Annotated in this window: 19 protein-coding genes; 12 read left to right on the forward strand and 7 right to left on the reverse strand. The window is 71.7% G+C overall.

Annotated elements, in window-relative coordinates:
* Positions 1 to 5: 5 nt before the first annotated feature.
* From FVE25_RS31240 to FVE25_RS31255, 4 genes are all read left to right on the forward strand, one after another.
* Positions 6 to 137 (forward strand): SapB/AmfS family lanthipeptide, encoded by a 132-nt coding sequence (locus tag FVE25_RS31240; protein WP_157250708.1) that lies wholly within the window; start codon positions 6 to 8, stop codon positions 135 to 137.
* An 80-nt stretch (positions 138 to 217) separates the two neighbouring features.
* Positions 218 to 1,918 carry an ABC transporter transmembrane domain-containing protein gene (locus FVE25_RS31245; RefSeq protein ID WP_157250709.1) on the forward strand — a complete coding sequence of 567 codons (1,701 nt, stop codon included), beginning with the start codon at positions 218 to 220 and terminating at the stop codon, positions 1,916 to 1,918.
* Positions 1,915 to 3,735, forward strand: coding sequence for an ATP-binding cassette domain-containing protein (locus tag FVE25_RS31250; RefSeq protein WP_157250710.1), 1,821 nt, complete (start codon positions 1,915 to 1,917; stop codon positions 3,733 to 3,735). The genes FVE25_RS31245 and FVE25_RS31250 overlap by 4 nt, the downstream gene beginning before the upstream one ends.
* Entirely contained in the window at positions 3,732 to 5,693 is a 1,962-nt protein-coding gene (locus tag FVE25_RS31255) for a prolyl oligopeptidase family serine peptidase (RefSeq protein WP_157250711.1), read from the forward strand. Before FVE25_RS31250 ends, FVE25_RS31255 begins: the two co-directional genes overlap by 4 nt.
* Positions 5,694 to 5,802: 109 nt before the next feature.
* Here FVE25_RS31255 and FVE25_RS31260 read toward each other — a convergent pair whose 3' ends face one another.
* A complete protein-coding gene (locus FVE25_RS31260) occupies positions 5,803 to 6,408 on the reverse strand; it encodes a response regulator transcription factor (RefSeq protein WP_157250712.1) in 606 nt (201 codons plus the stop codon).
* Positions 6,409 to 6,753: 345 nt separating this feature from the next.
* Here FVE25_RS31260 and FVE25_RS31265 point away from each other — a divergent pair, with 345 nt between their 5' ends.
* Genes FVE25_RS31265 through FVE25_RS31290 form a run of 6 tightly spaced genes read left to right on the forward strand, consistent with a single transcriptional unit; the run spans position 6,754 to position 13,570 of the window.
* On the forward strand, positions 6,754 to 7,911 hold the full coding sequence (locus FVE25_RS31265; protein ID WP_157250713.1) for an ROK family transcriptional regulator: 1,158 nt from the start codon (positions 6,754 to 6,756) through the stop codon (positions 7,909 to 7,911).
* Between the two features lie 8 nt (positions 7,912 to 7,919).
* Positions 7,920 to 9,398, forward strand: a complete 1,479-nt coding sequence (locus tag FVE25_RS31270) for a sugar ABC transporter ATP-binding protein (RefSeq protein WP_157250714.1) — start codon at positions 7,920 to 7,922, stop codon at positions 9,396 to 9,398.
* Positions 9,395 to 10,384, forward strand: coding sequence for an ABC transporter permease (locus FVE25_RS31275; protein WP_157250715.1), 990 nt, complete (start codon positions 9,395 to 9,397; stop codon positions 10,382 to 10,384). Before FVE25_RS31270 ends, FVE25_RS31275 begins: the two co-directional genes overlap by 4 nt.
* The gene (locus tag FVE25_RS31280) at positions 10,381 to 11,433 is read left to right on the forward strand and encodes an ABC transporter substrate-binding protein (protein ID WP_157250716.1); all 1,053 of its coding nucleotides are present in this window, start codon (positions 10,381 to 10,383) and stop codon (positions 11,431 to 11,433) included. The genes FVE25_RS31275 and FVE25_RS31280 overlap by 4 nt, the downstream gene beginning before the upstream one ends.
* Before the next feature lie 11 nt (positions 11,434 to 11,444).
* The gene (locus tag FVE25_RS31285) at positions 11,445 to 12,563 is read left to right on the forward strand and encodes a Gfo/Idh/MocA family protein (protein WP_157250717.1); all 1,119 of its coding nucleotides are present in this window, start codon (positions 11,445 to 11,447) and stop codon (positions 12,561 to 12,563) included.
* Positions 12,560 to 13,570, forward strand: coding sequence for a sugar phosphate isomerase/epimerase family protein (locus FVE25_RS31290; RefSeq protein ID WP_157250718.1), 1,011 nt, complete (start codon positions 12,560 to 12,562; stop codon positions 13,568 to 13,570). Before FVE25_RS31285 ends, FVE25_RS31290 begins: the two co-directional genes overlap by 4 nt.
* Here the strand turns inward: FVE25_RS31290 and FVE25_RS31295 are convergent.
* Positions 13,562 to 14,107 carry a TetR/AcrR family transcriptional regulator gene (locus tag FVE25_RS31295; RefSeq protein WP_157250719.1) on the reverse strand — a complete coding sequence of 182 codons (546 nt, stop codon included), beginning with the start codon at positions 14,105 to 14,107 and terminating at the stop codon, positions 13,562 to 13,564. The genes FVE25_RS31290 and FVE25_RS31295 overlap by 9 nt on opposite strands.
* 88 nt (positions 14,108 to 14,195) lie before the next feature.
* Here FVE25_RS31295 and FVE25_RS31300 point away from each other — a divergent pair, with 88 nt between their 5' ends.
* The gene (locus FVE25_RS31300; RefSeq protein WP_157250720.1) at positions 14,196 to 14,612 is read left to right on the forward strand and encodes an organic hydroperoxide resistance protein; all 417 of its coding nucleotides are present in this window, start codon (positions 14,196 to 14,198) and stop codon (positions 14,610 to 14,612) included.
* A 161-nt stretch (positions 14,613 to 14,773) separates the two neighbouring features.
* Here FVE25_RS31300 and FVE25_RS31305 read toward each other — a convergent pair whose 3' ends face one another.
* Genes FVE25_RS31305 through FVE25_RS31315 form a run of 3 tightly spaced genes read right to left on the reverse strand, consistent with a single transcriptional unit; the run spans position 14,774 to position 16,529 of the window.
* Positions 14,774 to 15,859 (reverse strand): Zn-dependent alcohol dehydrogenase, encoded by a 1,086-nt coding sequence (locus FVE25_RS31305; RefSeq protein WP_157250721.1) that lies wholly within the window; start codon positions 15,857 to 15,859, stop codon positions 14,774 to 14,776.
* A gap of 29 nt (positions 15,860 to 15,888) precedes the next feature.
* The gene (locus tag FVE25_RS31310) at positions 15,889 to 16,080 is read right to left on the reverse strand and encodes a ferredoxin (protein WP_157250722.1); all 192 of its coding nucleotides are present in this window, start codon (positions 16,078 to 16,080) and stop codon (positions 15,889 to 15,891) included.
* Positions 16,077 to 16,529 carry a pyridoxamine 5'-phosphate oxidase family protein gene (locus tag FVE25_RS31315; protein ID WP_157250723.1) on the reverse strand — a complete coding sequence of 151 codons (453 nt, stop codon included), beginning with the start codon at positions 16,527 to 16,529 and terminating at the stop codon, positions 16,077 to 16,079. Before FVE25_RS31315 ends, FVE25_RS31310 begins: the two co-directional genes overlap by 4 nt.
* Before the next feature lie 85 nt (positions 16,530 to 16,614).
* On the opposite strand from FVE25_RS31315, the gene FVE25_RS31320 reads away from it, so the two are divergent.
* Positions 16,615 to 17,232 (forward strand): class I SAM-dependent methyltransferase, encoded by a 618-nt coding sequence (locus FVE25_RS31320; protein ID WP_157250978.1) that lies wholly within the window; start codon positions 16,615 to 16,617, stop codon positions 17,230 to 17,232.
* Positions 17,233 to 17,245: 13 nt separating this feature from the next.
* On the opposite strand, the gene FVE25_RS31325 is transcribed toward FVE25_RS31320, so the two are convergent.
* Positions 17,246 to 18,604, reverse strand: coding sequence for an MBL fold metallo-hydrolase (locus tag FVE25_RS31325; RefSeq protein WP_157250724.1), 1,359 nt, complete (start codon positions 18,602 to 18,604; stop codon positions 17,246 to 17,248).
* A 50-nt stretch (positions 18,605 to 18,654) separates the two neighbouring features.
* On the reverse strand, positions 18,655 to 19,635 hold the full coding sequence (locus tag FVE25_RS31330; RefSeq protein ID WP_157250725.1) for a DUF1702 family protein: 981 nt from the start codon (positions 19,633 to 19,635) through the stop codon (positions 18,655 to 18,657).
* Between the last annotated feature and the right edge of the window lie 34 nt (positions 19,636 to 19,669).

Consider the following 19,669-nt stretch of genomic DNA (forward strand, 5'->3'; position numbering starts at 1 on the left):
ACCACATGACTCTCCTCGACCTTCAGGGTATGGAGGCTCCCGCGAGCAGCGAGGCCCCCACCGGCGGCAGCTCGCTCACCATCCTGGGCTGTGAATCCCACAAGCCGAGCAACCTCAGTGTTCTGCTGTGCCACTGATGAAGTGAAAGGGTGCCGGGGCGTCTGCGAACGACGTCCCGGCACCACATATGTCCGGCAGGAAGAAAAAGGGGAGAACCGTGCGGCCCGGTGATCGGCTGGTGGTGGACGTGGTACGGCGCAGCGGGCCGTGGCCCGCGCTGCTGGCGTTCACCGCGACGGCCGGAGCCGGGGCCCAGCTGGCTCTGCCGTACCTGATCGGGCGGACCATCGACGGTCAGGATCGCGCGACCTGGCTGGCCGCCGCCATCGGCGCGGTGGCGGCGATCATGGCCTGCGAGAGCCTGGCCGTCTGGACCCGCGGCATGAGCGGCGCCGCCGTGGCGGCCAGGGGACGGCTGGCGCTCATGCGCAGTGTGCTCGGGGTGGGGCCGGGCATGACCCGCCGCTTCGGGCAAGGCGACCTGGTCACCCGCGCCGGGCTGAACGCCGAGGAACTGGGCGGCGCCCCTGACGCGTTCGTCAGCGTCGTCTCGCTGCTGGTGCCGACCCTCGGCGGCCTCGTGGCGCTCACGCTCATCGACCCCCGGCTCACGCTGGCCCTCGCCGCCGGGCTGGTCGTCATCATGCTGGTGTTGCGGGCGTTCATGCGGACCAGCGGGGAGATCGCCGCCGGTTACCAGGAGACGCAGGGGGAGATCGCCACCAGGCTGGTCGACGCCCTGGCCGGTGCGCGCACGATCGCGGCCGCCGGGACCGCCGAGCGCGAGGTGGAGCGGGTGCTGGATCCGCTGCCGCGACTGCGCCGGCACGGGCTGGCCCTGTGGCGGGCGACCGCCGGCGCCGGAGTCCGGGCCGGGCTCATGGTCCCGGTGCTGGAAGTGGCGGTACTGGCGGTGGGCGGGCTGCTCCTGGCCTCCCGGCAGCTGACCGTCGGCGAACTGTACGCGGCCGCACGCTATGCCGTGCTCGGCGCGGCGTTGAGCGGTGGCCTGGGATTCGTGGCCCGGCTGGCCAGGGCCAGGTCCGCGGCCCACCGAGTCGCCGAGGTGCTGGCCGAGCCCGCGCTCGAGTCCGGCACTCGGGAGTTGCCGCCGGGGAGCGGGACCGTCGAGTTCCGCGGAGTGCGTGCCGGTGGGCTGGACGTGGGAGATCTGGTGTTGCCCGGCGGGTCGGTCACGGCCGTGGTCGGGCGGTCGGGGACGGGCAAGTCCGTGCTGGCGGCGCTGGCCGGGCGGCTGGCCGATCCCGACCAAGGGGCGATCCGCCTGGACGGGGTGAGCTTGCGTGACCTGTCGCCGGGGGTGTTGCGGCAGGCGGTCGCCTATGCCTTCGAGCGGCCGGTGCTGCTCGGGCGGACGGTCGGGGACGCGGTCGGCCTCGGGCTGCGCGAAGACATGAGCTTGGTGGAGGGGGCGGCACGGGCGGCTCGCGCCGACGGGTTCCTGCGGCGGTTGCCCGACGGGTTCCGTACGGCGCTGGAGGCCGCGCCCATGTCGGGGGGCGAGCGGCAGCGGGTTGGCCTGGCCCGCGCCTTCGCCCAAGGCGGGCGCTTCCTCGTGCTGGACGACGCCACCTCCGGGCTCGACACCCTGACCGAGCGGCAGGTGGGCGAGGCGCTCACCGGAGAGCTCGGCGGGCGCACCCGGTTGGTCGTCACCCACCGCGCCGCCACCGCCGCGCGCGCCGATCGGGTGATCTGGCTGGACGGCGGGCGCGTGCGGGGCCACGCGCCCCACGGGGTCCTGTGGCAGGATCCCGCCTACCGGGCCGTCTTTCAGACCATGACCGTCGAGGACGCGGTACCCGAACCGCGGGCCGTACCAGAGGCGGCCCCATGAGCGGCGGACCCACGACCGGCGGACCCACCCCCGGCGGACCCACGACCGGCGGACCCACCCCCGGCGGACCCACGACCGGCGGACCCACCACCAGGGGTCCCCTGAGCAGCGGTCCTTTGGGCGCGGGCAAGGTGGTGTGGGCGGCGCTGCGGTCGCGGCCGCGTGCGCTGGCCAGGATCATGGCCTGGTCGCTGGTCGAGGTGGCGCCCGCCTTCCTGATCGGGCACGCGATCGCGCGGGCCATCGACGACGGGTTCGCCGCCGGGCGGGTGGACACGGGACTGCTCTGGCTGGCCGCGCTCGGGCTGGTCTGGCTGGTGGCGGCCGTCGCCGCCCGGCAGGTGGTCCTGGCCGTGGCCGCCGTGGCCGAGCCGTTCCGCGACGAGTTGCTGACGCTGGCCGTACGCGGCGCGCTCCGTGGCGGAGAAGCGGGGGTCGCGGGCGCGCCCGAGGTGGCCAGCGTGGCCGTGGCCCGGGTCAACCTGCAGGTCGAGCTGGCCAGGGACGCCTTCGCCGCGGTCGTCACCGTGGTGCGCGGGTTCGCGTTCACCGCGGCGGGTGCGGTGCTCGGGCTGCTCACCCTGCATCCGGCGCTGGCCGTGCTGGTGGTGCCGCCGTTCGCGCTCGGGGTGGTGTTGTTCACCGCCTCCCTGCCCGCGTTGTACCGGCGCCAGCGTGCCTACCTCGAGGCCGACGAGGCCACTGCCCAGACCCTCACCACCGTCACCGGCGGCCTGCGCGACATCACCGCCTGCGGCGCCGAGGACCGGATCGCCACGATGACCGGCGAACGCGTCGCCGAGCAGGCGCGGGCCGCCCGCCGCCTGGCCGGCATGACCGCCCTGCGCAGCGCCACCCTCGGCGTCGGCGCCTGGGCCCCGGTCGCCCTGATCCTGGTCGGCAGCCCGTGGGTGGCGGGCGGCACGCTGGGCGCCGGCGTGATCATCGGTGCCCTGGCCTACGTCACGCAGTCGCTGGCCCCCGCCCTGGGCGGCCTGGTCGAGGGGGTCGGCGTCAGCGGCGTACGCCTGCTCGCCTCCCTCGGCCGCATCCTGCACACGACCCCGTCCCCTGCCGCGCCGGAGCGCGGGTCCGTCCCGTCGGCGCCGGACGTCGTCTTCGCGGGCGCCGGGTTCGCGTACGGCACGCGGGCCGAACCGGTCGTCGACGCCTTGGACCTGGTCATCGAGGAGGGCGAGCACCTGGCCGTGGTGGGCCCGAGCGGCACGGGCAAGTCCACGCTGGCCGCGCTGGCCGCCGGCATGCTCCGCCCGGACACCGGCGAGGTGCGCGTGGGCGGTGTCCCCGCCCATCTGGCCGACCCCGCCGCCCGGGTGCTCATCCCTCAGGAGGCGTACGTCTTCCGCGGCACCGTGGGCGAGAACCTGGCGTACCTGTCCGACGCCCCCGGCGGCGACATCCTGGCCGCGGCCGAGGACCTGGGCGCCGGTGAGCTGGTCGACCGGCTCGGCGGCCTGGCGGCGGACCTGGACCCCGGGGCGTTGTCGGCGGGGGAGCGGCAGCTCATCGCCCTGGTCAGGGCCTACCTCGCGCCTGCCCGGCTGGTCATCCTGGACGAGGCCACCTGCCATCTCGACCCGGCCGCGGAGGCGCGGGTGGAGCAGGCGTTCGTCCGGCGGGGCGGCACGCTCGTCGTCGTGGCCCACCGGCTGACGTCGGCGCGGCGGGCGGGACGCATTCTGCTGCTCGACGGGGCCCGGGCCGCGACCGGCACCCATGACGAACTGATCGCCACGGCACCGCTCTACGCCGACCTGGTCGGCCACTGGGAGCCCGAGGAGGCTCAGCTTTCATGAAATATCCGGACGCACACCGGCTGCCGCTCGTCGACGACCTCCACGGCCACCAGGTCCCCGACCCCTACCGCTGGCTCGAGGACGCCGCGGACCCGGCCACCACCGCCTGGCTCGCCGAACAGGAGACCCTCTGGCGCGACCACGCCGCCACCCTCCCGTGGCGTGACCGGATGCTGGCCCGGCTCACCGAGCTCAGCCGTACCGGCAGCGTGAACCCGCCCGTCTGGCGCGGCGAGCACTGCTTCGTGCTGCGCCGGGCGGCAGGGGAGGAGCACCCCGTGCTCTACCGCGACGACGAGGTCCTTCTCGACCCGATGCGCCTGGACCCGACCGGCCTGACCACGCTCGACGAATGGCAGCCCGACCCCGAAGGGCGCCTGGTGGCCTATCAGCTGTCCCGGCGCGGCGAGGAGCGGGCGGAGCTGCGCGTCATGGACGTCCGCACCGGCGAGGACGTGGACGGCCCCCTCTCCGACTGCCGTTACTCCCCGGTCGCGTGGCTGCCCGGTGGCCGGGCGTTCTACTACGTGCGCTCCCGCGCGGGCGTCTACCTGCACCATCTCGGCAACGACACCGACGAGGAGGTCCTCACCGGGCTCGCCTCCTACGCCGTGAGCCTGAGCGCCGACGGGCGCTGGCTCATCGTGGCCTCAGCGCCCGGACCCGGCACCCCGAACGAGCTGTGGCTCGACGACCTGACCACCGGCGAGCGCCGTCAGATACAGCCCGGCGGACTGGCCAGGAGCGCCGCGGCGGTCGGCCGTGACGGCCGCCTGTACGTGCTGACCGACCTCGACGCCCCGCGCAGGCGCCTGTGCACCGCCGATCCGGCCACGCCGGATGCGTGGAAGGAACTGGTGCCGGAGGACCCGGAGTCGGTGCTGGCCGCCTTCACGATCCTGGACGGCAACCGGCTGCTGGTCTCGCGGGTCCGGCACGCGGTCTCCGAGCTGACCGTGCACGACCTGGACACCGGGCGGCCCGCCGTACCGGTGAAGCTGCCGGGAGCCGGGACGATCGGCCCGCTGACGACGCGGCCCGAGGGCGGGCACGAGGCGTGGTTCTTCTACACCGACGCCGTCACCCCGGCGGGCGTGTGGCGCTACGACGCCCGCGACGGCGCGCTCAGCGTGTGGGAGGCCAGCCTCCCCGTGTCCGGCGTGCAGAGCAGGCAGATCACCTTCACCTCGCGCGACGGCACCGACGTGCGGATGACCGTGATCGCCAAGCCCGGCGACGGGCGTCCCCGGCCGTGCATCATGACCGGATACGGCGGTTTCGGCAGATCCCTCATGCCCGGCTACGCGGCGGACTCCGTCGCCTGGATCGAGGCCGGCGGCGTGCTCGCCGTGGCGGGGCTGCGCGGCGGCTGCGAGGAGGGGGAGGCGTGGCATCGCGCGGGCATGCGCGAGAACAAGCAGAACGTCTTCGACGACTTCATCGCCGCGGCGGAGAAACTCGTCGCGGACGGCTGGACCACGCCGGACCGGCTCGGCATCTGGGGCGAGTCCAACGGCGGCCTGCTCATCGGCGCGATGCTCACCCAGCGCCCGGACCTGTTCGCGGCGGCGGTCTGCTCGGCGCCGATCCTCGACATGGCCCGCTACGAGCGCTCCGGCCTGGGGGCGTCCTGGTCGCAGGAGTACGGCACCGCCGACGTGCCGGAGGAACTGGCCTGGATGCTGGCCTACTCGCCCTACCACCGGGTCGCGGAGGGAACGGCCTACCCGGCCACCCTGTTCACGGTGTTCGGCGCCGACACCCGGGTCGACCCCCTGCACGCGCGCAAGATGTGCGCGGCCATGCAGTGGGCGGACATCGGGGAACGGCCGATCGTGCTGCGCCACGAGAGCGACGTCGGCCACGGCGCGCGGGCGGTGAGCCGATCGGTGGTCCTGGCCGCGGACGCGCTGGCCTTCCTCGCCGAGCACACGGGCCTGCCCCTTCCGCCTTCCTGACGGGCCCGGATCCAGCCCCCTGATGCAGCCCCCCAGATCCGGCCCTCAGGTTGCGCCTTCAGGTTCATCCTCCGATCCAGCTCCAGGATCCACCTCTGGGATCCAGCCCTCAGATCCAGCCCGACTCCCGTGCGATGCGGATGGCGTCGATGCTGCTGCGCGCGCTCAGCTTCGAGCGCGTGCGGCTGAGGTAGTTGCGTACGGTGCCCTCGGCCAGGAAGAGCGAACCCGCGATCTCCGAGACCGACGAGCCGTCGGCCGCGGCGCTGAGTACGTCCAGCTCCCGTGAGGTCAGCGGCGCCCTGGGCGTGGTCATGGCGGCGATGGCCAGCGAGGAGTCCACCACGCTCCCGCCCGCCGCGACCTTCCTGATGGCGTCGGCCAGTTGCGCGGGTGGCGCGTCCTTGGCCAGGAAGCCCCGTACTCGTGCGTCCAGGGCTCGTTTCAACATGGCGGGTGTGCCGACCGCGGTGAGGATCAGCACTCCGCAGCCGGGCAGTTCCTCGTGGAGCTCGTGTGCGGCCTCCAGCCCGTCGGAGCCCGGCATCACCAGATCGATGACGGCCACGTCGGGGTTTGTGGCCCGGGCGGCCTCGAGGATCAGGTCACCTCTGTCCACTTCCGCGACGACCTTGATGTCCTCCTCGTAGGCGAGGAGGGCCACGATCGCCCCGCGGACGAGTTCCATATCCTCGGCGAGCAATGTTCGGATCACCGGCATCCTCTCGCAACGCTGCGTGATGTACGACTACATCCTGACTAATGGGTCAGTCGATGAAAAGCCAGAACGATGCGGCGGTATAGCGAAAGTATTAGGGAATTGTTCTATATGCCACCTCCAGGACGCTTTTAAGTGCCTTTATCGACGGTGTCAGAATTCGCCCGAACCGGCTACGGTCCTTACCTATTTCTGGGCTCCTTCATCGACATGCCTCCCACTACCCCGCCGCGTCGCCTTGCATCGCGCATCGGACTTTGTTCGATGATCGACGGAAGTCGGCCAAGTTTGTTGGACGGACCCCCTTGCTTCTGACGGGATAGTGCTCCTATCGTCGGCGGCATGAGCTCACCCCCCGGCTCTCCCGGCGACGTGCTGACCCTCATCAGCGCCGGCTCCGCCACCACCCGCTCGGACCTGGCCAGGCTCACTGGCCTGGCCCGGTCGACGATCTCCCAGCGGGTCGACGCCCTCATCGAGCGCGGCCTGGTGGAGGAGACCGACAGCGGCGAGTCCACCGGCGGCCGTCCGCCCCGGCAGCTCCGCCTGCACACCGACGACCACACGGTCGCCGGGGTGGACCTCGGCGCCACCCACTGCCGGATCGCGCTCATGGACCTCACCGGCCGCGTCCTGGCCGAGTGCGAGGACCCGCTGCACATCGCCGAAGGCCCCGAGACCGTGCTGGCGCACGTCGACACGCTGCTCGACCGGCTGCTCGGCGAGGCGGGGCGGCCGCGGACCGCGCTGAAGTCGCTCGGCGTCGGCGTGCCGGGACCGGTCGAATTCGCCACCGGGCGGCCCAACAACCCGCCGATCATGCCGGGCTGGAACGACTACCCGATCCCCGACTACTTCGCCGGCGCGACCGTCCTGGTGGACAACGACGTCAACGTCATGGCCCTGGGCGAGCACCGCAACGCCTTCGCCGGCACCGGCCACCTGCTGTTCGTGAAGGTCGGCACCGGCATCGGCTGCGGCATCGTCGCCCAGGGCGCGCTGCACCGCGGGGCCAGCGGCTCCGCCGGCGACATCGGGCACATCCGGGTCAGCGGCCACGAGGAGGCGGGCTGCCGGTGCGGCAACAGCGCCTGCCTGGAGGCGGTGGCCGGCGGCGCGGCGATCGCCCGCAGGCTCACCGAGCTGGGCTTCGCCGCCGAGTCCGGCGCGGACGTGGTGCGCCTGGTGCAGAGCGGCAACACCCAGGCGCTGCGCCTGGTCAGAGAGGCCGGCCGGCTCATCGGCGAGGTGCTGGCCGGCCTGGTCAACTTCTTCAACCCCGAGGTCATCGTCGTCGGCGGCGCCCTGTCACGCGTGCACGAGCACCTGCTGGCCGGGATCCGCGAGACCGTCTACCGCCGGTCGCTGCCGCTGGCCACCCACCACCTGACGATCGTGCCGAGCCGTACGGGAGTGAACGCCGCCGCGCTGGGCGCGGGCATCCTCGCGATCGAGCACTACCTCTCGCCAGAGAACATCAACCGGATCATCAACGCCTGAGAGGACCCATGCTGGTCATCAGGGGAGTCGTCAAGCAGTTCCCGGGCGTGCGCGCGCTGGACGGCGTCGATCTCGACGTGCGGGCCGGCGAGGTTCACTGCCTGCTCGGCCAGAACGGCGCCGGGAAGTCCACGCTGATCAAAGTGCTGGCCGGGGTGCACCAGCCGGACGCGGGCACGATCGAGTTCAACGGCGCGAAGGTACGGCCCGGCAGCCCCATCGACGCGATCAGGCTCGGCATCGCCACCATCTACCAGGAGCTCGACCTGGTGGACGGGCTGAGCGTGGCCGACAACATCCTGCTGGGCCATGAGAAGTCCCGTGCGGGCTTCGTCAACCGGTCCGCCACCCACCGGGCCGCAGCCGGGATCCTCGCCCGGCTCGGCCACCCGGAGATCCGCCCCTCGACCGAGGTCGGCCGGCTCTCCCCGGCCGCCAAGCAGGTCGTCTCCATGGCCAGGGCGCTCTCCCACGACGCCCGCCTGATCATCATGGACGAACCCTCCGCCGCCCTCGCCCACGACGAGGTCGCCAACCTCTTCCGCATCATCCGCGAGCTGAGCGCCCAGGGCGTCGCCGTCGTCTACATCTCCCACCGCCTGGAGGAGATCCGCGAGATCGGCGACCGGGTGACGGTCCTGAAGGACGGCCGCACGGTCGCCGTCGGCCTGCCGGCCAGTGAGACGCCCACCTCCCAGATCGTCTCCCTCATGACCGGCCGCACCGTCGAGTACGTCTTCCCGCCCCGCGCCTCGGGCCGGGGCCCCGCGGTGCTGCGCGTCGAGGATCTGAGCGCCCCGGGCGCCTTCTCCGGGGTCTCCTTCTCCGTGCACGCCGGCGAGATCGTGGGGCTGGCCGGCCTGGTCGGCTCCGGCCGCTCGGAGATCCTCGAAGCGGTGTACGGCGCGCGTCCCGCCTCCGGCAGGGTTCTGCTCGGCGGCAGACCGGTCAGGGGCACCGTGGACGCGGTCAGGCAGGGCATGGGCCTGGCCCCCGAGGAACGCAAGGCCCAGGCGCTCCTGCTCGACCAGAGCGTCACCGCCAACATCACGCTCGGCACGCTGCCCGGCTTCGCCCGCTTCGGCTGGCTGCGCCGCGCCCGGGAGCGGGAGGCCGCCGCGCGCCTGGTGGACGCCCTCGGCATCCGCCCGCCCGACCCGGAGCGCCCGGTCAAGACGTTGTCCGGCGGCAACCAGCAGAAGGCCGTGCTGGCCCGCTGGCTGCTGGACGACCGCAAGCTGCTCCTGCTCGACGAGCCCACCCGGGGCGTGGACGTGGGCGCGCGGGCCGAGCTCTACGCGGTCATCCGCAGGCTGGCCGACCAGGGGATCGGGGTGCTGCTGGTCTCCAGCGAGGTGCCCGAGGTGCTGGGGCTGGCCGACCGGGTGCTGGTGCTGCGCGAGGGCCGGGTCATCCACGAGGGCCCGGCCGACGGGCTCGACGAGCACCGGGTGCTGGACATGATCATGGAAGGGAGTGCGGCGTGAAGGTGGACACGCGCGGCGCCGCCGTACGCGAGACGTGGCTGGGGCGGGCCGGGGCGACCCGGCACCTCGGGCTGGTCGCGGCGCTGGTGCTGCTGGCGATCGTCGGCCTGGTCACCAAGCCCGGCAACTTCGCCACTGCCTCGAACCTGGTCAGCATCCTGTCGCTGGCCGCCACGATCGGCGTCATCACGGTCGGCATGACGTTCGTCATCATCGGGGGCGGCATCGACCTGTCGGTGGGCGCGATCATGGCGCTGGCCTCGGTGTGGGCGACCACGCTGGCCACGCAGTCGTACGGGCCGTTCGTCATGGCGGTCTGCGCGATCCTGGTCGGCACCGGGGCCGGGCTGGTCAACGGGCTGCTGGTCTCCTATGGGCGGCTGGTGCCGTTCATCGCCACGCTGGCCATGCTCGTGGCCGCGCGCGGCCTGGCCCAGCGTATGTCCGACCGCAAGACCCAGCTCATCCAGAGCGGCAACCACGCCGTCGTGGAGCTGTCCACCACCCGGGTGCTCGGCATCCCGCTGCTGGTCTACATCTTCGCCCTGGTCGTGGTGCTGGGCTGGATCCTGCTCAACCGCACCACGTTCGGCCGCCGCACCTACGCGGTCGGCGGCAACCCCGAGGCGGCCAGGCTCGCCGGGATCAACGTGCGCCGGCACACGATGGCGTTGTACGCGCTGTCGGGCCTGTGCTGCGGCATCGCCGCGATCCTGATCATGGCCCGCACCACGACGGGTTCCTCCACCCACGGCGACCTGTACGAGCTGGACGCCATCGCCGCCGTGATCATCGGCGGCACGCTCCTCACCGGCGGCCGGGGCACCCTCGTCGGATCCATCCTCGGCCTGCTCATCTTCACGCTCATCACCAACCTGTTCATCCTCAACGGCCTCAACACCAGCGACCAGCTGATCGCCAAGGGCCTGATCATCGTCGTCGCCGTCCTTCTCCAGCGGCGGAACCTCAAGGAGAGAGCACCATGACAGAAAACGTCGCGCGCCGTGGCTTCCTGATCGGCGGGGTCGCCTTAGTGGCCGCCGGATGCACCTCGAACGTGCCCGCCGCGGCGCCCTCCAGCGCGGCTCCGGCGCCCGCCCCCGCCGCGAGCGGCAACGACGAGCCGGGTCAGAAGGTCGTCATCGGCTTCTCGGCCCCCGCCGCCGACCACGGCTGGATCGCGGCCATCGCCAAGAACGCCGAGGCCACCGCCAAGCAGTACGCCGACATCGAGTTCAAGCCGGTCGAGCCGACCAACGACATCAACGCCCAGATCTCCGCGGTCGAGTCGCTGATCGCGGCCAAGGTCGCCGCGCTGGTGATCCTGCCCAACGACGGCCAGCAGCTCAACCAGGTCGCCCTGCAGGCCACCAACGCCGGCATCCCGGTGGTCAATCTCGACCGCGTCTTCCCGGACAAGCTCGCCTACCGCACCTGGATCGGCGGCGACAACTACGGCATGGGCGTGGCCGCCGGCCACCACGTCGGCAAGAAGCTCAAAGACAAGGGCGTGACGAACCCGGTCATCGTGGAGATCCAGGGCATTGGCATCGCCACCCTCCCGCTCACGCAGGACCGCAGCAAGGGCTTCGCCGACGCGCTCAAGACGTACGGCTTCAGCGTCACCGCCAAGCAGGACGCCAAGTTCACCGTCGAGACCGGCAACCAGGTGGCGGCCAGCCTGCTGCAGGCCCACAAGAAGATCGACGCGCTGTGGAACCACGACGACGACCAGGGCGTGGGCGTGCTGGCGGCGATCAAGGAGGCGGGGCGCACCGAGTTCTTCATGGTCGGCGGCGCCGGATCGCTCAACGCCATGAAGGAGATCCAGTCGGGCGGCTCGGTGCTGGAGGCCACGGTCACCTACAGCCCGACGATGGCCTCCTCGGCGATCAAGCTCGCCCGCCTGATCGCCCAGGGAAAGGGCATGGGCGATCTCGTGGAGAACCAAGTGCCTCAGTCGATCACGCTGGCATCCGAGACCATCACCAAGGAGAACGTCGAGAAGTACCTGCCTCTCGGCTTCGAATCCTGATCGGGGGTTGCATGTCCGAAAGAACCGTCGGCGTCGGCATGATCGGCTATGCCTTCATGGGGCGCGTCCACTCCCAGGCGTGGCGGAACGTCTCGGCCTTCTTCGACCTGCCGCTCACCCCGTCGATGCGGGTGATCTGCGGCCGGTCGAAGGAGGCGACCGAGGCGGCGGCCGAGCGGATGGGCTGGGCGGAGGCGGTGACCGACTGGCGGGCGGTGATCGAGCGCGACGACGTCGGCATCGTCGACATCTGCACGCCCGGCGACTCCCACGCCGAGATCGCCGTCGCCGCGCTGGCCGCCGGCAAGCACGTCATCTGCGAGAAGCCGCTGGCCAACACCGTGGAGGAGGCTTCACGGATGGCGGCCGCCGCCGCGGAGTCGGCCGGCCGGAGCATGGTCGCCTTCAACTACCGGCGGGTGCCGGCGGTCGCCCTGGCCAGGCGGCTGGTGGCCGAGGGCAGGCTGGGCGAGATCAGGCACGTGCGGGCGCAGTACCTGCAGGACTGGGTCGTGGACCCGGACTTCCCGCTGGTGTGGCGGCTGCGCAAGGACAAGGCGGGCTCGGGCGCGCTCGGTGACATCGGGGCGCACATCATCGACACCGCCGAGTTCGTCACCGGCCGGCGCGTCGTCGGCGTGACGGGGCTGACCGAGACCTTCGTCAAGGAACGGCCGATCGAGGGCGCCGGCCGTACCGGCGAGATGGGGACGGTCACCGTCGACGACGCGGCGGTGTTCGTCGGCCGGATGTCGGGCGGGGCGCTGGCCACGTTCGAGGCCACGCGCTTCGCCACCGGGCGCAAGAACGCGCTGCGCATCGAGCTGAACGGCGCGCTGGGCAGCCTGTACTTCGACTTCGAGGCGATGAACGAGCTGTGGGTGAGCGAGGGCGGCGCCGGTTTCACCCGGATCCTGGTCACCGAGCCCGACCATCCCTACGCCGGCGCGTGGTGGCCGCCGGGGCACGGGCTCGGCTACGAGCACACGTTCACCCACGAGATCAAGGACTTCCTGGAGGCGATCGCCGCCGGAACCGACCCCTCGCCCTCGTTCGCCGACGGGCTGCGGGTCCAGCGGGTGCTGGAGGCGGTCGAGCAGAGCAACGGCACGTACAAGGAGATCCCATGACCAGACCGGTCACGCTCTTCACCGGACAGTGGGCCGACCTGCCCTTCGACGAGGTGTGCAGGCTGGCGGCCGAATGGGGGTACGACGGGCTGGAGATCGCCTGCTCGGGTGACCACTTCGACGTGGCGGCCGCGATCGAGGATCCCGGTTACGTCACCCGCAAGCTCGACCAGCTCGACAAGTACGGCCTCAAGGTGTGGACCATCTCCAACCATCTCGTCGGTCAGGCCATTTGCGACCACCCGATCGACGAGCGGCACAAGGCCATCCTGCCGGCCCGCATCTGGGGCGCCGGCGACCCCGAGTCCGTACGGCGGGCCGCCGCGGAGGACATGAAGAACACGGCCAGGGCCGCCGCCGCGCTCGGCGTGAACACGGTCGTCGGCTTCACCGGCTCGTCGATCTGGCACACGGTGGCGATGTTCCCGCCGGTGCCCGCCTCGATGGTGGAGGCCGGCTACCGGGACTTCGCCGACCGCTGGCATCCGATCCTGGACGTCTTCGACGAGGTCGGCGTCCGCTTCGCGCACGAGGTGCACCCCTCGGAGATCGCCTACGACTACGTGACCACCCAGCGCACGCTGGAGGCGATCGGCCACCGCCCGGCCTTCGGCCTCAACTGGGATCCGTCGCACATGGTCTGGCAGGACATCGACCCCGTGACCTTCATCCTGGACTTCGCCGACCGCATCTACCACGTGGACTGCAAGGACACCCGGGTGCGGGTGGGCGACGGCCGCCGGGGCCGCCTCTCCTCGCACCTGCCCTGGGCCGACCTGCGCCGTGGCTGGGACTTCGTCTCGACCGGGCGGGGCGACGTGCCGTGGGAGGACTGCTTCCGGGCCCTGAACGCCATCGGTTACGCCGGCCCGATCTCCATCGAGTGGGAGGACGCCGGCATGGACCGCCTGGACGGCGCCCGCGAGGCGCTGGCGTTCATCCGGACGGTCAACTCCATCACCCCGCCGGCGACCGCCTTCGACGCGGCCTTCTCGACCTCAGGCTGACAACACCCTGGTGACGCTCTCCCGGATGGAGGCGCGGACCGCGGCCGGGTCGTCGAGGTCGAAGCCCACGGCCACGCCGTCGCGCACGATCATGAGGATGTCCGCGGTCCGCTCCGGCGTCGCGTGCTCGGCCTCCTTGAGCAGGCCGAGCATGAGGTCGCCGAACCAGCGCCGGTAGGCGGCGACGGCCCGGCGCACCGGGTGGGCGCGGTCGGGGAACTCGGCCGCGGCGTTGATGAACGGGCAGCCCCGGTAGGCGGGGTTGCTGCCGGCCTCGCCCAGGCGCTCGAAGATCATGAGCAGTTTGTCGCGCGGCGGCGCGGCGGGGAGCCTGTCGGCCAGTTCGCGCTGCATCCTGGCCTGGTCGTCGACGTAGGCGGTGACCAGGTCGTCCTTGGCGGGGAAGTGGTGGTAGAAGGTGGCCTTCGCCACGCCGGCCTCGGCGATGATGCGGTCGATGCCCACGGCCCTGATGCCCTCGGCGTAGAAGAGCCGGGTGGCGGTCTCCAGGATGCGGGTGCGGGCGGGGCTGCTCATGTCCTTGACACTACCAGACAGGTCTGTCTACTATCGAGCCTGAGATAGACAGACCTGTCTGTCTCCATTTCTGTCGAGGGAGTCCACGATGAGCAAGGCCCTGTACACCGCGGTCGGCACCGCTTCCGGCCGCGACGGCCGCGGCATCACCGCCGACGGCAAGCTGGACGTCAAGCTCTCCCCTCCGCAGGAGCTCGGCGGCCAGGGCGCCGGCACCAACCCCGAGCAGCTCTTCGCCGTCGGGTACGCCGCCTGCTTCGCCAGCGCCATGCAGCTCGTCGGCAAGCGCCAGAAGCTCGACGTCACGGATGTCGCGGTGACCGCCGAGGTGGGCCTGCTCGCCAACGGGCAGGGCGGCTTCGGCCTCGAGGTCACGCTGCGGGTGGAACTGCCCGACGAGATCACCCCCGAGCAGGGTCAGGCGCTGCTGGAGGCCACGCACCAGGTCTGCCCCTACTCCAACGCCACCCGCGGCAACATCCCGGTCAACCTCGTGGTGGAGTAGTCGTTTCGGGCGGCACACGCCAAGTGCCCGGCCGGTCGCGGGCTTGTCGGTGAGCATCGTCCCGCGCACGATGTTCCGGTGGATCGCCTCGGGCCGGTGGGATGGACGTCTATCCGGGCGTGAAAAGGGGCCGGGAGGCCCGGCCCCTTTTTCGGGATTTATCAGTCCATGACCACGATCTGCCGGAGCACCTCGCCGCCCTTGAGCGCCGCGACGGCGTCGTTGAGGTCGGCCAGCCTGATCCTGGCGCTGATCATCGTCTCCAGGTCGAGCTGCCCGGCCTTGTAGAGCTTGGCGAAATAGGGGAAGTCGTGCCGCACGTCGGCCTCGCCGTACAGGCTGGACAGCAGGTTCTTGCCCTCGAACAGCAGGCTGAAGGCGGACAGTTGCACCATGTCGTCCGCGGCGCCGGCGCCGACCACGATCACGTCGCCGCCCGCGCGGGTGATCTGCCACGCGCTGGTGATCGTGGCCGCCTTGCCGACCACCTCGAAGCCGTAGTCGAAGCCCGCGCCGCCGGTCAGCTCCGCCAGCGCGCCCGGAACGTCCTCGGGGGTGACCGCGTGCGTGGCGCCGACCTTCTTGGCCAGCTCGTGCTTGGAGGTCAGCGGGTCCACCGCCAGGATCACCCGGGCGCCGGAGACACGGGCGCCCTGGATCACCGACAGGCCCACGCCGCCGCAGCCGATCACCGCCACCGTGGAGCCGGGCCGTACCTTGGCGGTGTTGACCGCCGCGCCCACGCCCGTGGTGATGCCGCAGCCGATCAGCGCCGCCGCCTCCCACGGCACCTCGGGATCGACCTTGATCGCGCCCTGCCACGGGATCACGCACTCCTCGGCCCACGTGCCGCACCCCGCCAGCCCGAAGGCCGTCGTGTCGCCGCCGATGCGGAAGTTGCCCTTGGTGAAGCTCTCGATGACGTACTTCATGCACAGGTACGGCTGGCCGCCCAGGCACAGGTCGCACTCCTGGCACGACGGGCGCCAGTTGACGATCACGTGGTCGCCCGGCTGGAGCGAGGTGACGTGCTCGCCCACCTCGACCACCTCGCCCGCGCCCTCGTGCCCCGGGACGAGCGGCACGGGCTGGGGCAGCACGCCGGTCATGGCCGACAGGTCGGAGTGGCAGACGCCGGTCGCCCGGATCCGGACGCGCACGTCCGTCGGCCCGACCGGCGCCAGCGTCACGTCGTCGCGAAGGTCGAGCTTGTCGTCGCCTACGGCGTGCAGAATCGCGGCGCGCATGGGGGTGTCCTCCTGGGTTGCCCCTCGAGTCACTCCTCGAGGGAGAGGGCGGCTTTGGGACAGGACCGTACGGCGTGCCGTACCCGGTCCTGCATGTCGGCTGGTGGCTCGGGGAGAAGGACGTGCAGGTTGTCCTCTTCGTCCACCTCGAACACTTCGGGGGCGAGTCCCATGCACACGGCATTGGCCTCGCACACCAGGTAGTCGACCTTGACCTTCATGTGAGCCTCCTGTGATCCCATGAGACCACTCTGGTGCGCTCGACCACGTAAGCGAGGCGTTTTCTTCCGGTCAGTTCGACGAACGGCCGGAGATCCTCGTCGGGGACGCCGGGCGTCATCCTGCGGGCGATCTGCATGCCGACCTCGAGGACGCGGCCGGGGTCGTCCACCGGCTTGGCCACGCCGTACAGGAGGACGCCGCGCAGTTCCGCATACTGCTCGCCGGTCTCGATCAGGCAGCTGACCCGCGGGTCCCGGGAGAGGTTGATCGCCTTCTGAGCCTTGCCGTAGGTCCAGAAAGCGATCCGGCCTTCGTCGAGGCCGTAGAACATGGTCACCAGGTGCGGGGTGCCGTCGGGGTTGATCGTGGCGAGCTGCAGTTTCTGTGAGCTCTCGATGAGGGCGGTGACGTCCTCTTCCGGCATCGTGATGCGCGCACGCTGGTTCACGTTGCCCAGTAGAACAGGTTCCAGATTCGCCGACAAGAGGGGAATGGAATGTTGTTCGGTTCTACTAGGGTGCTGCTCCATGACGATGCCGCCTGAGCTGCGCTACGCAGCCGAGCACGCCAAGGGATTCATGCCGCCGGCCGAAGGGCTGGCCCTGTTCCGCGCGGCTCTGCAGTATGCCGGAAACGGTCCCATCTGTGAGATCGGCACCTACTGCGGCAAGTCCGCGATCTACCTCGGCGCGGCGGCCCGGCAGGCCGGGAGTGTCGTGTTCACCGTCGACCACCATCGCGGGTCGGAGGAGATCCAGCCCGGATGGGCCCACCACGATCCGACCCTCATGGATCCGCGCTTCGGGAAGATGGACTCGCTGCCCGCCTTCCGCGCCGCCATCGCCGGGGCCGGGCTGGAGGACGAGGTGATCGCGATCGTGGGGCAGTCGGCCGTGGTGGCCCGGCACTGGAACACGCCGCTGGCGCTGCTGTTCATCGACGGCGGTCACTCCGAGGCGCCGGTCACCGCGGACTACGAGGGGTGGGCGCCGCACGTGATGGCGGGCGGGGCGCTGGTTTTTCATGACATCTACCCGGATCCGGCCGATGGGGGGCAGGCGCCGTACCAGGTGTATGTGCGGGCGCTGGCTTCCGGGGAGTTCAAGGAGGTCGGGGCCGAGGGGTCGCTGCGGATCCTCGAACGCGTCTGACTCCTCCCGATCGTCATGCGGACAAGGGGACGCCCTGGTCGGCGGCGGTGGCGAAGGTGTCGTCGATGACCACGGCCGGGCGCCCCGCCCGGGCCAGGAGCGAGGCGGCGGCCGTCGCGCGGTAGCCGGTGCCGCAGTGCACCCACACCTCGCCCGGCGGGATCTCGGCGGCCCGCCGCGTCAGCTCCGGCAGCGGGATGTTGATCGAGCCGTCCACGTGCCCGTCCCGCCATTCGCCGCCGAGCCGGACGTCCAGCACGACCGGCGCGTCCGGGCCGGCGAGCGCCTTCGCCAGATCGGTGAAGGTCACGCGGCGCAGCGAGCTCAGCCGGTCCGGGGCCAGTTCCTCGGGGGTGCCGACGGCCACGGCGCTCTGGCCGATGCCGATGCGGACCAGTTCGCGGTGGGCCCGGGACACCTCGTCCCGCGTGGCGCCGAGCAGGGTGATCGGCGCGCCGCGTTCGGTCAGCCAGCCGAGCCAGGTGGCCATGCTGCCGTCCAGGCCCAGGCTGACGGTGCCGGTCACGTGGGAGGCGGCGTAGGCGGTGCGGGAGCGCAGGTCCACGACCCACTCGCCGGCGTCCAGGCGCCGGGCCAGTTCCGCCGGGTCGGCGGGCGTGGGCAGGCGCAGGTCCACGGGCGCGGGGCCGGCGGCGTTGACGGCGCCCATGTGGGCGTAGTAGGCGGGGTAGGCGTCCAGACCGGCCAGCACGCCGGCCACGAAGGCGTCCTCGGCCAGCCGCAGAGCCGGGTTGGCCAGCTTCTCCCCGGCCAGCGTCCTCTCCCGGGCCGGTGTCGCAGCGGCGCCGACGGCGCAGAAGCTGCCGAAGCCGTGCGTGGGCCAGACCGCCGCGCCGTCGGGCAGCGTGTCGGCGAGCCTGTGCGCGGAGGCGTGCTGGTGGCGGGCGAGGGTCTCGGTGTGCTCGTGGCCGAGAAGGTCGGGCCGCCCAGTGGTGCCGAACAACAGCGAGCCGCCGGTGAACACGCCGACGGGCGCCCCCTCGTGCTCGAGGACGTACGACAGGTGGTGGAAGGTGTGGCCGGGCGTGTGCAGGGCCCGGAGCCGCAGAGCGGGGGAGACCTCCAGCACGTCCCCGTCCCCGAGCGGCAGGCGGTCGAACGCCACCTCGTCGTCCCGGGCCATCGCGTACACCGCCCCGGTCAGCCGCGCCAGTTCCAGGCCGCCGGAGACGTAGTCGTTGTGCAAGTGGGTCTCGGCCACCGCGGTGATCCGCACGCCCAGTTCCCCGGCCAGCGCGAGGACCCGGTCCACGTCCCGCTGCGGATCCACCACGGCCGCCACCGTCCCGTCGGTGACCAGGTAGCTCCGGTCACCGAGCCCGGACGTCTCGATCACGTGCACGTCATACATGTGCTCAACCTCCTGCGTCGAGCAACATCTACCCTACAGGGGTATATTCCCTAGTCAGGCGCGTCGAGCCGGTGGCGGCGGGCCCACACGCGACGGGTCTGCGCTCGCCAGCTCAGGAAGTCGTCGTGCGTGTGCGGATCATGGCCCAGGGCGACCAGGGCGGCATCCGGCCACGTGCCCGCCTCCTCCGCCGGAGCCCCGGCCAGGATGGGCGCCGCCACCTCGGCGTGCTCGGGCAGGACACCGGCCGCCATCCAGGCGGCGCACGCGAACGCGCCCCCCAGCGCCAGGTGCTGCCGGAACCCGTCCGCACCCGCGTAGACCGCCAACTGCTCGAGCTCGTCGGCCTCCGCGCCTCCGGTGTGACAGGCGGCGAAGCCGATCCCGCTCCACAGATCGGCCCGGCGCGGCACCGGGTACGCGGCCACCCGCGCCGCGACGTCGTCCGGCGAGGCGCAGTCGTGGTACCACAGCAGCCGCCCCAGCCCCTGGTCGAAGATCGCGCAGTGGGCCCGCAGCGCCAGCTCCGGCATGGCCCGCTCGCCGACCATGAGATCGGCCTTCACCATGCTGCGCTGGAACCCGTACCCGTCGATCGCCAGCCAGCGCAGCAGCGGATGCGCCCGCCGCAGGCCCCAGGTAGGCGGCAGCCGCAGCAACGCGTGCGCCCGCCCGGCCCCCACATGGGCGGCATACGGGTGAGATTGGGCGGGGCCGGCTAGTAGCTCGTGTAGGCGCCGGCCCCGGGTCAGAGTGATCAGGTCGAGCGCGGTGGCCGCCGCCGCCGCGCCCTCCCAGCCAAAGGGCTGCTGCTCGTACGGCAGGCGGCCCACCACATGGATCTCCTGGGAGAGAACCGCGTTGAACCCGAGAACGTACGACTTCTCGGCCGCCGTCAGCACCCCGGGCGCCTGCCCGGCTCGCAGACGGAACCGCCGCCGCCCCAGATCCGCCTCGATGGGGTCCTTCTCCAGAAACCTCCACAGGCCACGTGCCGGGGAGGGTGTCTGCTCGGTCCTGACCTGATCCAAGAACGAAGTTGTGCCCGTGTCGCCCACGCTTCCC

It is taken from the genome of Nonomuraea typhae (assembly GCF_009760925.1).
Lineage (GTDB): Bacteria > Actinomycetota > Actinomycetes > Streptosporangiales > Streptosporangiaceae > Nonomuraea > Nonomuraea typhae.

Excerpts from the sequence above, each read along its gene's own strand:
- FVE25_RS31240 (WP_157250708.1), top strand. The coding sequence starts at position 6 with ATGACTCTCCTCGACCTTCAGGGTATGGAGGCTCCCGCGAGCAGCGAG.
- FVE25_RS31250 (WP_157250710.1), top strand. The coding sequence starts at position 1,915 with ATGAGCGGCGGACCCACGACCGGCGGACCCACCCCCGGCGGACCCACG.
- FVE25_RS31255 (WP_157250711.1), top strand. The coding sequence starts at position 3,732 with ATGAAATATCCGGACGCACACCGGCTGCCGCTCGTCGACGACCTCCAC.
- FVE25_RS31265 (WP_157250713.1), top strand. The coding sequence starts at position 6,754 with ATGAGCTCACCCCCCGGCTCTCCCGGCGACGTGCTGACCCTCATCAGC.
- FVE25_RS31270 (WP_157250714.1), top strand. The coding sequence starts at position 7,920 with ATGCTGGTCATCAGGGGAGTCGTCAAGCAGTTCCCGGGCGTGCGCGCG.
- FVE25_RS31280 (WP_157250716.1), top strand. The coding sequence starts at position 10,381 with ATGACAGAAAACGTCGCGCGCCGTGGCTTCCTGATCGGCGGGGTCGCC.
- FVE25_RS31285 (WP_157250717.1), top strand. The coding sequence starts at position 11,445 with ATGTCCGAAAGAACCGTCGGCGTCGGCATGATCGGCTATGCCTTCATG.
- FVE25_RS31290 (WP_157250718.1), top strand. The coding sequence starts at position 12,560 with ATGACCAGACCGGTCACGCTCTTCACCGGACAGTGGGCCGACCTGCCC.
- FVE25_RS31295 (WP_157250719.1), bottom strand. The coding sequence starts at position 14,107 with ATGAGCAGCCCCGCCCGCACCCGCATCCTGGAGACCGCCACCCGGCTC.
- FVE25_RS31300 (WP_157250720.1), top strand. The coding sequence starts at position 14,196 with ATGAGCAAGGCCCTGTACACCGCGGTCGGCACCGCTTCCGGCCGCGAC.
- FVE25_RS31305 (WP_157250721.1), bottom strand. The coding sequence starts at position 15,859 with ATGCGCGCCGCGATTCTGCACGCCGTAGGCGACGACAAGCTCGACCTT.
- FVE25_RS31310 (WP_157250722.1), bottom strand. The coding sequence starts at position 16,080 with ATGAAGGTCAAGGTCGACTACCTGGTGTGCGAGGCCAATGCCGTGTGC.
- FVE25_RS31320 (WP_157250978.1), top strand. The coding sequence starts at position 16,615 with ATGCCGCCTGAGCTGCGCTACGCAGCCGAGCACGCCAAGGGATTCATG.
- FVE25_RS31325 (WP_157250724.1), bottom strand. The coding sequence starts at position 18,604 with ATGTATGACGTGCACGTGATCGAGACGTCCGGGCTCGGTGACCGGAGC.